The organism is Bauldia sp. (genome assembly GCA_037200845.1).
Classification (GTDB): Bacteria; Pseudomonadota; Alphaproteobacteria; order Rhizobiales; family Kaistiaceae; genus DASZQY01.
Window position 1 is genome coordinate 875,851 of the sequence record JBBCGQ010000001.1, and the last position, 12,729, is coordinate 888,579.

A 12,729-nucleotide genomic window follows, 5' to 3' on the forward strand; every position below is an offset into this window, starting at 1 on the left:
CAGGATAAGCGTTGAGGAACGGTTGCCGCCGGCGCCGAAAGACGGCCGTGTCCGGCAACCTTTGCTTAACCAGCGGGGCGGCTACTTGCTGGCCGCGCCGGACGACAGCGCCGACTGCGTCTGGATCTGCGAGTTGACCGCGTCGAAGGCGGCGGCGTTATCGCCGACCGCCAGCATCGGCGAGCAGTCCGGCGAGCACGAGAAGGTCTGCCGCGAGGCGCGGCGATACACGGTCACCACCTGGTCGTTCTGCGGCGCCACCGTGATCTGCTCGTCGGCGATCGACTGGCCCTGCGCGTCGAGCACGATTAGGTTGGTCATGCCGAAGGAGTGGCCGGTGATGATCAGCGTCTGGCTGTCCTGGATGGTCGCGTCGGCGATCGCCGGGTTGCCGATGATGACGATGTCGGCCGGCCGCGAGATGCGCATCACCTTGGCCTGGTCGACGACGACGGAGATCGGATCGGCCTTGGCCGGCAGCCCGGCGGTGGCCGCGAGCGCGGCGAGCGTCAGGCGCGAGATAAGAGACGTGCGCGGCATGAAGGAACCTCCGGCAGAACCTAAGGAGACGACCCGTGAGTCGAAGCGAGCCTAGCCGCGATATGGTGAACGAACGTTTAAGGGGGCCGCGGCGCGCCGGCTCGGGCGTCGCGAGCACCATCGCCCATCCGGCGATGCGCGAAACGGCAATTCTCCAGTATAGTAAAGCAAAAGTTCAAAATGCAGGTCTGAATAGAGTGTAAATTTGACCTCGAAAGAAGAATTATCATTGCTCCTCAAGCAATTCTGAAAATTAGATAGTTGTTATAGTTAACGATTAGTAATCGTGGGGCCGAATCTGCCTCTCCGGCATTAACTAACCTTCAGGACTTTCTAGGTAGTTTCTGCGTCGGTTACGGCCGCGAAGAAAAATCCTTCGAGTACCCGAACCAGTTTGGTTCAACCTGTGTAGGAGTTCCGATCATGAAGTCTCTGTTCAACCGTTTCGCCAAGGACGAGTCCGGCGCGACCGCCATCGAGTACGGCCTCATTGCCACGCTCATCGCCGTTGCCCTCATCACCGGCGCCGGCCTGCTCGGCACCAGCCTGAACAAGGTGTTCAGCAACATCTCGACCAAGATCTCCGTCTCGTAATTTTCGCGACGCGGTCTTTTCGAACCCAAAGGCAGCGCGGTCGGTCACGGCCGCGCTGCCTTGATTTTTTTCATCGCCGGAATCGTGCGGTAGTTAACATTCTACGCATCGCCGCAAGACCCTCTTAATCATCGCCCGCTAACAATCTGCAGGACATTCGCGTTGTCGATTGCGCCGGAGCTGAAGCGATGATTGGGGTCGCGCACTTCATTGCCTTTCTGGTTTTCCCGCTGGGCATGGCCTTCGCCGCCGCGTCCGATCTTCTCACCATGACCATCTCCAACAAGCTGACGCTGGCGCTGCTTGCCGCCTTCGTCGTGCTGGCGCCGCTCACCGGCATGGATCTGTCGACCTTCGGCTGGCACTTCGCCGCCGGCGGCATCGTGCTCGCCGTCGCCTTCGCCTGTTTCGCCTTCGGCTGGATCGGGGGAGGCGACGCCAAGTTCGCCGCCGTCACCACGCTGTGGCTGGGCGCCGAGAATGCGCCCGAGTTTCTCGTGGTCGCCGCGCTCTTCGGCGGCGGGCTGACCCTCGCCATTCTTTCCTTCCGTCAGGCGGTGTTGCCCGCCTTCATCGTTCGCCAGCCCTGGGTGCAGCGGCTTCATGAGCGTACCGCCGGTGTCCCGTACGGGATCGCGCTCGCTGCTGCCGGTCTCTACGTCTATCCGCACTCCCTGTGGCTCGCGGCCGCTGGCGCGAACTAGCGCGGCGCGCCGTCTTTAATTTCTGACGCGCCGCATCGCGGGCGTTGCCACCGGTAGCGTTGCGTTAATCACGATTTCTCACGGTTGATTAACCATAAGTACACGATTGCCAAGCGAGACTGGCGCCACGTTGGACGACTTCGGCTGAGGGTCATGCGGTCATGAAATTAGCACAGGTCATGGTTCTCGGCGTCGCCGCGGGCGCCGGTCTGATTGCCGCCGTCATCGCGATACGCGTCTTGCAGCCGGCGCCGCCGCCTGAGGTCGTGGCGACCACCGCCACCTCCACCACGCAGGCGCCGCAGGTTCAGGTGCTCGTCGCCACCAAGGACGTCCCGATCGGCGGCAAGCTCGCCGCCGATTCGGTGCAGTGGCAGGATTGGCCGCTCTCCGGCGTCAACAAGGATCGCTTCATCCAGAAGGACGGCGACGGCGCCACGCAGATCCAGCCGCTGGTCGGCGCCATCGCCCGCGCCTCGATCTACCAGGGCGAGCCGATCACCGAGTCCAAGCTCATCCATTCCGACCACGGCTTCATGTCGGCGATCCTGCCCGAGGGAATGCGCGCCGTCGCCACCCGCATCGCGGCTGACACCAGCGCCGGCGGCTTCATCCTGCCCAACGACCGCGTCGACGTCATCATGACGCGCGCCAATCCCGACGCCGGCGACAACGGCGGCTCGCCGTATCTCACCGAGACCATCCTCAACAACGTCCGCGTCCTCGCCATCGACCAAACCATCGAGAACACCGCCGACAACAGCAAGGCGGGCGAGGGCGCCGCCGGCCAGACGGTGATCGGCCAGACCGCCACCCTCGAGCTCACGCCGCAGCAGGTTCAGATTCTGACCGTCGCGCAGCAGATCAGCGATCATCTCACGCTGGCGCTGCGCTCGGTCGCCGACTCCCGCGCCGGCCCGGCCGATGCCGCCGCCGACGCTGTCCATCTCATCGGCGGCACCAAGCGCAACGGCGCCGTCACCGTCGTCAGGAACGGCGTCGCTCGCGACGTCAGCGGCATCCGGTGATCGCCGTGACGCTCTGCCAACGGAACGCTGAACAAGGGATTGCCAAGATGCTGCAGCCGACGCTCCGCCGACTTCTCTTCGCCGGCCTGGCGCTCGCCGCCGTCGATACCTTCAGCCTGGCCCAGGCGGTCGCCGCCGATCCCGCCGCGAAAACCATCGACGCCAGCGTCTCGCGCTCGGTCAAGGTCGGCCTCAACAAGTCGGTGGTCATCGACCTGCCGCGCGACGCCCGCGACATCCTGGTCTCCAACCCGGTGATCGCCGACGCGGTCATCCGCACGCCCCGCCGCATCTACGTCACCGGCGTCGCCGTCGGCCAGTCAAACGTCATCGTCTTCGACCGCGCCGGCACCCAGATCGTCTCCCTCGACCTCGAGGTCGAGCGCGACGCCTCCAATCTCTCCGCCATGCTCCGCCGCCTGATCCCCGACTCCGACATCGACGTCGAGATCGTCACCGACAACATCGTCCTCTCCGGCAGCGTCAAGAACGCCGGCGACAGCCGCCGCGCCCAGGACGTGGCGACCATCTTCGCCAACGGCGGTTCGCAGGCGCAAGGCTCCGACTCCGCCAGCTCCGGCGGCGCCCAGGTGCAGTCGCAGGTGGTCAACCTGCTCAACATCCAGGGCGAGGATCAGGTCCAGCTCAAGATCACCGTCGCCGAGGTCAACCGCACGCTGGCCAAGCAGCTCGGCGTCGATTGGACCGCCAGCAACATCAGCATCGGCCCGCTCCTGCTCAACGCCGCGTCGGCGCTGATCGGCACCGGCGCCTCGAGCTCCATCACCGGCAATGGCGGCATCGGCAGTGGCGGCAGCCTGACCGCCAAGCTCAGCGCCCTCCAGAAGACCGGCCTCGTCCGCGTGCTCGCCGAGCCGACGCTGACCGCGATCTCCGGCGAATCGGCCTCGTTCCTCGCCGGCGGCCAGTTCCCCTACGCCCAGCAGCAGGCGACCAACACCAGCGACAGCAGCAGCAGCTTCTCCATCACGACCGCCTTCAAGGACTTCGGCGTGTCGCTGTCGATGACGCCGCTCGTCCTCTCCGACGGCCGCATCAGCCTGCACATGAAGACCGAGGTGTCGGATCTCGTGCCGGGCACCAGCACGCCGGCGCTCAACGTCCGCCGCGCCGAGACCACGCTGGAGTTGCCCTCGGGCGGCTCCATGGTCCTCGGCGGCCTCCTGCAGGATAGCGTGACCCAGACCATCAACGCCGTGCCCGGCCTCGGCAATCTGCCCATCCTCGGTCCGCTGTTCCGCAGCCGCGACTTCCAGCGCAAGGAAACCGAGCTGGTCATCATCGCCACGCCGTATCTCGTCAAGCCGGTGTCGCGTTCGCAGCTCGCCACGCCCGATCAGGGTCTGGCGATCCCGAGCGACGCCCAGTCGACGCTGCTCGGCCGCCTCAACCGTGTCTACGGCGGCAACGCCGGCAATACGCCAGACAAGCAGTACCAGGGCCGCGTTGGCTACATCTACGAATGACCACGACGGCAGCAACGGAGCCTCAGACCATGACTACCGTTTCGTCCAGAGCCCGCGACCGCTCCAAGCGCGCCCGCCTGTCGGCGGCCCTCGCGATGGGTAGCCTCGCGCTGACGCTCGCGGCCTGCACCTCCTCGGGCGGCGTCGATCCGTTCGCGCAGACCGCCGCGATGAACCGCGACGACTACCGCGTCGAGCATCCGATCACCATCGGCGAGCAGGTCGAGACCCTCGACATCCCGGTGAGCGTCGATAGCCAGCACCTGACCGCGGCGACCCGCGCCAACATCGCCTTCTTCGCGCAGTCTTTCCTGCGCTCCAGCACCGCCATCGTCGCCGTCGTCGCCCCGTCCGGTTCGCCGAATCAGGTCGCCGCCGCCGGCCTCGCCGTCGAGGTCGAGGACGCCCTGCGCCAGAACGGCGTCCGGCCGCGCGCGATTTCCTACCGCGTCTACAAGGCCGGCGCCGACGAGCGCGTCGCGCCCGTGCGCCTCGCCTTCAACCGCATCGCCGCGACCACCGCGCCGTGCGCGCCGTGGACGGACGACATCACCAAGACCGAGACCAATATCCACTACGGCGCCTTCGGCTGCGCCTCGCAGCAGAACCTCGCCGCCATGGTCGAAAGCCCGCTCGATCTTCTCTATCCGCGCGGCCTGACGCCGGCCGACGCCTCCCGCCGCGCCGACGTGCTGCAGAAGTACCGCAGCGGCACGAAGTTCACGGGCGACACCAGCGAGCCCACCAACTCCACGACCTCGATCGGGGGCAACTGATGACTGACCTCGCCTACAAGGACACCGGCCGTCCTCCGGAGCGCATGCCGGACACCATGGCCGAAGTCCGTCCGGTCCCGCGCATCTCGATCCAGGCGTTCTGCGAATCGCCGGATCTGATCGCGGCCATCGAGGCGGCGGCGCGCGATCGCCGCATGGCCCGCGCCCACGTCAAGGTACAGACCGGCGGCATCCTCGCCGCGGCCGAGTTCTACCAGGGCGCCGCCACGCCCAACCTGATCATCGTCGAGAGCCGCCTGCCGCGCGAGCGGCTGGAGACCGAGCTCGACCGGCTCTCCGAAGTCTGCGACGCCGGCACCAAGGTCATCGTCATCGGCCACGTCAACGACGTCGAGCTCTACCGCAGCCTCGCCCAGCGCGGCATCAGCGAGTACCTCGTCGCCCCGGTCAGCCTGATGGGCGTCATCAAGGCCGTCGCCGATCTCTACGTCGAGCGCTCGACCCAGCCGCTCGGCCGCTCCATCGCCTTCATCGGCGCCAAGGGCGGCGTCGGTTCCTCGATGGTCGCCCACAACGTCGCCTGGTCGATCGCGCGCTCCTTCGAGAACGACGTCGTCGTCGCCGACCTCGATCTCGCCTTCGGCACCGCCGGCCTCGACTTCAACCAGGATCCCGCGCAGGGCATCGCCGAGGCGGTGAATGCGCCCGATCGCCTCGACGACAACTTCCTCGACCGCCTGCTCGCCCGCTGCTCGGATCACCTGAGCCTGCTCGCCGCGCCGGCCACCCTCGACAAGACCTACGACTTCGGCGAGAGCGCCTTCGAGCACGTCATCGACGTTGCCCAATCCGGCGTGCCGACCGTCATCCTCGACATCCCGCACGCCTGGAACGCCTGGGTGAAGAAGACCCTGCTTGCCGCCGACGAGATCGTCATCACGGCCGAGCCGGATCTCGCCAACCTGCGCAACGCCAAGAACATGGTGGACCTGCTCAGGGCCGGCCGCAGCAACGATCATCCGCCGCGCCTGATCATCAACAAGGCCAACCTGTCCAAGCGGCCCGAGATCAAGGTCGACGACTTCGCCACCGCGCTCAATCTGCAGCCGATCGCCGTCATCCCGTTCGATGCCGCCCTGTTCGGCACCGCCGCCAACAACGGCCAGATGATCGCCGAGACCGACGCCAAGAGCCCGATCGCGGAATCGTTCGATCTGGTGGCACGCACCGTCACCGGCCGCGCCGAGGTCAAGCGCGCCAAGCGCAGCAACTTCACGCTCGCGCCGCTGCTCGAACGGTTCGTATCGACGAAGAAGAAAAGCGCATAGCGGGGAACGTTGATGTTCGGCAAGCGCGGCACAGGCGGTACCGGGGATAAGCCACCGGCTCCGTCGACGGAACAACCGGAAGCCCGGCCGGCGGCAACGCCGCCTGCGGCGAAGCCCGCTGCTGCCGCGCCGGTCGCGGCGGCTCCCGCCGTGCCTGCCGTGGTTTCCGCTGCCGCCGCCTCCGCGTCGCGCACCGCCGCCGCCGCGCCGCCGCCGTCCGCCGCAGCCGCGCCCGCCAAGCGCACCGCCGCCGATCCCGCGCCGGCGCGCCGCACGATCAACAACGACCCGAATGCGCGCCGTTCGGAAAATTTCTACGACGTGAAGTCGACGGTCTTCTCGGCCCTCATCGACACCATCGACCTGTCGCAGCTCGCCCGCCTCGACGTCGAGTCGGCGCGCGAGGAAATCCGCGACATCGTCAACGACATCATCGCGCTCAAGAACATCGTGATGTCGATTGCCGAGCAGGAGGACCTGCTCGAGGACATCTGCAACGACGTCCTCGGCCTCGGCCCGCTCGAGCCGCTGCTCGCCCGCGACGACATCTCCGACATCATGGTCAACGGCGCCTTCAAGACCTACATCGAGGTCGGCGGCAAGGTGGAAGAGACCAACGTCCGCTTCCGCGACAACAGCCAGTTGATGAACATCTGCCAGCGCATCGTCAGCCAGGTCGGCCGCCGCGTCGATGAAGCCTCGCCGATCTGCGACGCGCGCCTCCCCGACGGCTCGCGCGTCAACGTCATCGCCCCGCCGCTCGCCATCGATGGCCCGACCCTCACCATTCGTAAGTTCAAGAAGGACAAGCTGACCCTCGACCAGCTCGTCAAGTACGGCTCGGTCACGCCCGAGGGCGCCACCATCCTGCAGATCATCGCCCGCTCGCGCTGCAACGTGCTCGTCTCCGGCGGCACCGGCTCCGGCAAGACGACGCTGCTCAACTGCCTGACGCGCTACATCGATAGCGACGAGCGCATCATCACGGCGGAAGACGCCGCCGAGCTCCAGCTCCAGCAGCCGCACGTCGTCCGCCTCGAAACCCGCCCGCCGAATATCGAAGGCGAGGGCGAGATCACGATGCGCGATCTGGTCAAGAACTGCCTTCGTATGCGGCCCGAGCGCATCATCGTCGGCGAGGTGCGCGGCCCGGAGGCGTTCGATCTGCTCCAGGCCATGAACACCGGCCACGACGGCTCGATGGGCACGCTCCACGCCAACAGCCCGCGCGAAGCCATGTCGCGCCTGGAATCGATGATCACGATGGGCGGCTTCGCGCTGCCCGCCAAGACCATCCGCGAGATGATCGCCAACTCGATCGACGTCATCGTCCAGACCGAGCGCCTGCGCGACGGCTCGCGTCGCATCACCTACGTCACCGAGGTGGTCGGCACCGAAGGCGACGTCATCACCACCCAGGACATCTTCGTCTACGAGATCCTCGGCGAAGACCAGAACGGCAAGATCCGCGGCCGCCATCGCTCGACCGGCATCGGCCGGCCGAAGTTCTGGGATCGCGCCCGCTACTACAACGAAGAGAATCGCCTCGCCGAGGCGCTCGACGCCGCCAACGCGGACGAGCTCAAGGTCGAGCAGGGACGCTAAATGTTCGGTCCGCTCACCACCGTCCTCGCAATCATCGGCCTGGTCTCGCTGAGCGCCGGCGGCCTCGCCTATGCGCTGCTCTACGGCCGCATCCAGAGCGAGAACAACGCCGAGAAGCGCCTGGAATTCATCCAGGGCAAGAACAAGACGGCGCCCGCCGGCCGCACGCAGGACCCCACCCGCCGCCGCAAGTCGGTTCAGGACACCCTGAAGGAAGTCGAGGACGCCCAGCGCGCCAAGGCCAAGCAGTCGAAGGCGCCGCCGCTCGCCGTCCGCATGACGCAGGCCGGCCTCACCTGGACCAAGCGCACCTTCTGGACGGTCAGCGTCGTCGTCGGCCTCCTCATGCTGGTCGCCTCCTTCTTCCTCGGCGCGCCGATCTACCTCGCCATCGCGCTGGGCGTCGTCGGCTTCTTCGGCGCCCCGCGCTGGTACGTGAATTTCCGCCGCAAGCGCCGCATCCGCAAATTCGTCGATGAATTCGCCAACGCCGTCGACGTCATCGTGCGCGGCGTCAAGGCCGGCCTGCCGCTCAACGATTGCATCAAGATCATCGCCAACGAGGCCGCGGAGCCGGTCAAGAGCGAGTTCCGCCAGATCTCCGAGACCCAGGCGCTCGGCCTGACGCTCGCCGACGCCGTCGCCCGTCTCCCCGATCGCGTGCCGACGCCCGAGGCGAACTTCTTCGCCATCGTCATCTCGATCCAGCAGCGCGCCGGCGGCAATCTTGCCGAGGCGCTCGGCAATCTTTCGCGCGTGCTGCGCGAGCGCAAGCAGATGAAGGGCAAGATCTCCGCCATGGCGATGGAGGCGAAAGCCTCCGCCTACATCATCGGCTCGCTGCCCGCGGTGGTCATGCTCCTCGTCTGGCTGACGAGCCCCAACTACATCAAGCTTCTGTTCACCGAGCAGGCGGGCCATCTCATTCTCGTTTGCTCGATTCTGTGGATGACGATGGGTGTCCTCGTCATGCGCAAGATGATCAACTTCGACTTCTGACGAGCGCCGGCATGTTCGAAATCATCTTCGACAGTCTCACCAGCGCCACGTTCCTGGTCGGCGCCTTCGCCGCCATCGCGGTCGCCGCGACGGTCTACTCGGTCGCCCAGCCCTACTTCGAGGGCGACAAGCTCGCCGCCCGCATCAAGGCGGTGGCGCTCGAGCGCGAAGAGATCCGCGCCCGCGAGCGCGCCCGTCTCGCCAACGAGGCCAAGCGCGCCAAGCTCCGCTCCGAGCCCAAGGCGTTCATGCGCCAGATCGTCGATCGGCTGAACCTGCGTAACGCGCTCGCCGACGAGAACACCGTCGCCCGCCTGCGCATGGCCGGCCTCCGCGGCCAGGCGCCGCTGGTCATGTTCCTCTTCGCGCGCGTCGCCATCCCGCTCGCCTTCTTCAGCGCGGCGCTGTTCTACATGCTGGCGATCATCCACATCGACCAGCCGCTGCCCATCGTCTTCCTCATCTCGCTGGTCATCGCCGGCATCGGCTTCTACGCCCCCAATTTCTACGTCTCCAACATCGTCACCAAGCGCCAGACCTCGATCCGCCGCGCCTGGCCGGACGCCCTCGACCTGCTGCTCATCTGCGTCGAGTCGGGCATGTCGGCGGAAGCTTCCTTCCGCAAGGTGTCGGAAGAAATCGGCATCCAGTCGGTGCCGCTCGCCGAGGAGCTGACGCTGACCACCGCCGAGCTGTCCTACCTGCAGGAACGCCGCCAGGCCTACGAGAACCTCGGCGCCCGCACCGGCCTCGACGCCGTCAAGGGCGTCATGACCAGCCTGATCCAGGCCGAGCGTTACGGCACCCCGCTTGGCCACTCGCTCCGCGTCCTGAGCCAGGAAAATCGCGACCAGCGCATGACCGCCGCCGAAAAGAAGGCCGCCGCGCTGCCGCCGAAGCTCACCGTCCCGATGATCCTCTTCTTCCTGCCGGTGCTCCTCGCGGTAATTTTGGGCCCGGCCGCGATCGAGGTAATCCACGCTCGCAGCGGCGGCTAACGCCGACGAGGGCAGGGCGCCCAACCCAAGCTCCGCTTGAGCCCTCCCCTTGCGGGAGGGCCAAAACCGCAACGCGGTTTTGGGGAGGGGTGTCTCCCCTCCACTCGACTCGGAGGAAGGGCAGGGGCGCCCAACCAACTCCGCTTGAGCCCTCCCCTTGTGGGAGGGCCAAAACCGCAACGCGGTTTTAGGGAGGGGTGTCTCCAATCGCTCTCGGTTGTCATCCTTCGGCGGCGCGAAGCGCCGACCGGAGGACCAGCATCAACAAGCATCATCCGTCGAGCGGGCGGCGCACGGACCTCCGGTCGAGGCCGCCGGCCTCGCCGAACGATGACAGGCGAGGGGAGTGCGAGCGCCCGATCGCGTATGGCCGCGACGCTTACGTAGTCGGCTTCGCGCCCTTAAGCGCCTGCCAGCTATTCTGCTGCGCCAGCATCTGCTTGAGATACGCGACGTTGGCCGCCGCCTGGTCGGGCGACAGTTCCGCCGACGCGATCTTCTGCGCCTCGTCGAAGCGCCCCTCGAGCCCCACCACCAGCGCGAGGTTCTGCCGCACGCGGCTGTCGGCGGCAGGCGAGGCGATCGCCTGGCGCAGCAGCTTCTCCGCCTGCTTCAGGTCACCGGTCAGCACATACGACATGCCGTAGTTGGAGAGCACCGACGGATCGCCCGGCGCCAGCGCCAGCGCCTTGGCGTAAAGCGCGCGCGCATCGTCGGTCCGGTTCATCTGGTCGAGGATGGCGCCTTCCGCCGACATCAGCTTCCAGTCCGGCTGCGCCGCATCCTCGGCGCGGCGGATCGTCGTCAGCGCGCTGTCGAGATCGCCGCTCGCCGCCTGCGCCTTGCCGAGCGCCGCCAGCACCGTGCGGTCGTCCGGAAAATCGAGCGCCGCCTTGCTGAGGATCACCACCGCCTGGTCCGCCTCGCCGGTACGCTGCAGCGCCACGGCATAGTTGAGCGCCGTGTCGCGATCCTTCGGCCGCGCCTCGTAGCGCTGGCCCCAGTAGGCCGCCGCCTTGTCGAAATCGTCCGGGGTCACCGGCTGCGCGATCGACGAGGTCATCATCGGGTCGGGCCCGGAGGTCGATTTGGCGCACCCGCCGAGCGCGAGCGCGACCGGCACCAGAACCGCGCCGGCAAGCAGCCGGCGGCGGAGCAAAACGAGGGGCAGCGGGGTCATGAGGCGAGGGCCACTCCGTAGGGGAACCGTCGCATCGAGCAATATTCTGTTAACCCTAATGGATGGTTAATTCCCTTGAATCGGCGCAGTTTTCCGCCATCTTGGCGACCTCACCCCGGAGGCCCCATTGCCCGACAGACTGATTGATTCCGACGCCCCCGCGATTGCGGTCGATGCGGTCGCCGCCGACCGCCTGCCCGCCCACCTCGCCAAACTCGACCGCAAGGCCGCCGCCTGGTTCGGCGCCACCGGCTTCAGCGCCGCCGCCGGCGAGATCGCGCTGGTGCCCGAAACGGGGGCAGGCGAGGGCGCCATCGCCTCCATCCTGTTCGGCCTCGGCCGCGGCGACGACACGCCGTCGCTGCTGCCGGGCAAGCTCGCCGCGTCGCTCCCCGCCGGCACGTATCGCCTGCGCGACGGCTTCGCCGATCCGGCGCTCGCCACGCTCGCCTTTGCCCTCGGCGCCTATCGCTTCACGCGCTACCGCGAAGACCGCGGCGCTGCCTGCCGCCTGGTCATCCCGTCCGGCGTCGATGGCGAGGAAATCGCCCGCATCGCCGACGCCGTCAACCTCGCCCGCGATCTCATCAACACCGGCCCCAACGACCTTGGACCCGCCGAGCTCGCCGCCGCCGCCGAAAGTCTGGCTAAGCGCCACAACGCCACCTTCCGCCAGATCGTCGGCGATGCGCTCATCGCCGACAACTTCCCGCTCATCCACGCCGTCGGCGCCGCTGCCTCGCCCGAGCGCGCGCCGCGCCTGATCGACATCCGCTGGGGCGACGAGAGCGACCCGAAGATCACCATCGTCGGCAAGGGCGTCGTCTTCGACACCGGCGGCCTCGACATCAAGCCGTCGTCCGGCATGCTGCTGATGAAGAAGGACATGGGCGGCGCCGCCAACGCGCTGGCGCTCGCCCACATGATCATGGGCGCCGGCCTCGCCGTGCGCCTACGCATCCTCATCCCCGCCGTCGAGAACGCCATCGCCGGCAACGCCTTCCGCCCCGGCGACGTATTCCGCAGCCGCAAGGGCCTCACCGTCGAGATCGGCAACACCGACGCCGAGGGCCGCCTCATCCTCGCCGATGCGCTGACGCTCGCCGGCGAGGAGAACCCGGCGCTGATCGTCGACCTCGCGACGCTGACCGGCGCCGCCCGCACCGCGCTCGGCCCCGACGTCATCCCGATCTACACCGCCGACGACAACCTCGCCGCCGACCTCACCCGCCACGGCACCGCGGTCGCCGATCCGGTGTGGCGGATGCCGCTCTGGTCGAACTACAACAGCCTGATCGAGTCGAAGATCGCCGACATCAACAACGCCGGCCAGTCGCCCTACGCCGGCTCGATCACCGCCGCGCTCTTCCTCCAGCGCTTCGTCCCCGATCCCGCACGCTGGCTCCATGCCGACATCTTCGCCTGGAACCCGGCAACCAGGCCGGGCCGCCCCGAAGGCGGCGAAGCCCAGGCCATCCGCGCCCTCTACGGGCTGCTGAAGGAGCGCCACGGCCCGTAGGCCCGCCGCC

12 protein-coding genes are annotated in these 12,729 nt (G+C 67.4%); 10 read left to right on the forward strand and 2 right to left on the reverse strand.

The genetic code is table 11. From position 1 onward, the window contains the following. Window positions 1-81: 81 nt before the first annotated feature. Entirely contained in the window at window positions 82-540 is a 459-nt protein-coding gene (locus tag WDM94_04230; GenBank protein MEJ0011835.1) for a pilus assembly protein N-terminal domain-containing protein, read from the reverse strand. A gap of 423 nt (window positions 541-963) precedes the next feature. On the opposite strand from WDM94_04230, the gene WDM94_04235 reads away from it, so the two are divergent. The 9 genes from WDM94_04235 to WDM94_04275 all read left to right on the forward strand — a co-directional run bounded on the left by WDM94_04235 (window position 964) and on the right by WDM94_04275 (window position 10,020). Further along, window positions 964-1,134: a Flp family type IVb pilin gene (locus WDM94_04235; protein ID MEJ0011836.1), complete on the forward strand. Its 171-nt coding sequence runs from the start codon at window positions 964-966 to the stop codon at window positions 1,132-1,134. 188 nt (window positions 1,135-1,322) lie between these two features. Further along, on the forward strand, window positions 1,323-1,838 hold the full coding sequence (locus WDM94_04240; protein ID MEJ0011837.1) for a prepilin peptidase: 516 nt from the start codon (window positions 1,323-1,325) through the stop codon (window positions 1,836-1,838). A gap of 161 nt (window positions 1,839-1,999) precedes the next feature. Beyond that, on the forward strand, window positions 2,000-2,866 hold the full coding sequence (cpaB, locus tag WDM94_04245) for a Flp pilus assembly protein CpaB (protein ID MEJ0011838.1): 867 nt from the start codon (window positions 2,000-2,002) through the stop codon (window positions 2,864-2,866). Between the two features lie 47 nt (window positions 2,867-2,913). Next, window positions 2,914-4,353: a type II and III secretion system protein family protein gene (locus WDM94_04250; protein MEJ0011839.1), complete on the forward strand. Its 1,440-nt coding sequence runs from the start codon at window positions 2,914-2,916 to the stop codon at window positions 4,351-4,353. Between the two features lie 29 nt (window positions 4,354-4,382). Beyond that, window positions 4,383-5,129 carry a CpaD family pilus assembly protein gene (locus WDM94_04255; GenBank protein MEJ0011840.1) on the forward strand — a complete coding sequence of 249 codons (747 nt, stop codon included), beginning with the start codon at window positions 4,383-4,385 and terminating at the stop codon, window positions 5,127-5,129. Then, window positions 5,129-6,418 carry a CpaE family protein gene (locus WDM94_04260; protein MEJ0011841.1) on the forward strand — a complete coding sequence of 430 codons (1,290 nt, stop codon included), beginning with the start codon at window positions 5,129-5,131 and terminating at the stop codon, window positions 6,416-6,418. Before WDM94_04255 ends, WDM94_04260 begins: the two co-directional genes overlap by 1 nt. Before the next feature lie 12 nt (window positions 6,419-6,430). Further along, window positions 6,431-8,023, forward strand: a complete 1,593-nt coding sequence (locus WDM94_04265) for a CpaF family protein (GenBank protein ID MEJ0011842.1) — start codon at window positions 6,431-6,433, stop codon at window positions 8,021-8,023. Next, the gene (locus WDM94_04270; protein ID MEJ0011843.1) at window positions 8,024-9,022 is read left to right on the forward strand and encodes a type II secretion system F family protein; all 999 of its coding nucleotides are present in this window, start codon (window positions 8,024-8,026) and stop codon (window positions 9,020-9,022) included. 11 nt (window positions 9,023-9,033) lie between these two features. After that, a complete protein-coding gene (locus WDM94_04275; protein MEJ0011844.1) occupies window positions 9,034-10,020 on the forward strand; it encodes a type II secretion system F family protein in 987 nt (328 codons plus the stop codon). Window positions 10,021-10,399: 379 nt separating this feature from the next. Here the strand turns inward: WDM94_04275 and WDM94_04280 are convergent, their stop codons facing one another. After that, window positions 10,400-11,200, reverse strand: a complete 801-nt coding sequence (locus WDM94_04280; protein ID MEJ0011845.1) for a tetratricopeptide repeat protein — start codon at window positions 11,198-11,200, stop codon at window positions 10,400-10,402. A gap of 127 nt (window positions 11,201-11,327) precedes the next feature. On the opposite strand from WDM94_04280, the gene WDM94_04285 reads away from it, so the two are divergent. Continuing rightward, window positions 11,328-12,719 (forward strand): leucyl aminopeptidase family protein, encoded by a 1,392-nt coding sequence (locus WDM94_04285; protein MEJ0011846.1) that lies wholly within the window; start codon window positions 11,328-11,330, stop codon window positions 12,717-12,719. Window positions 12,720-12,729 lie beyond the last annotated feature (10 nt).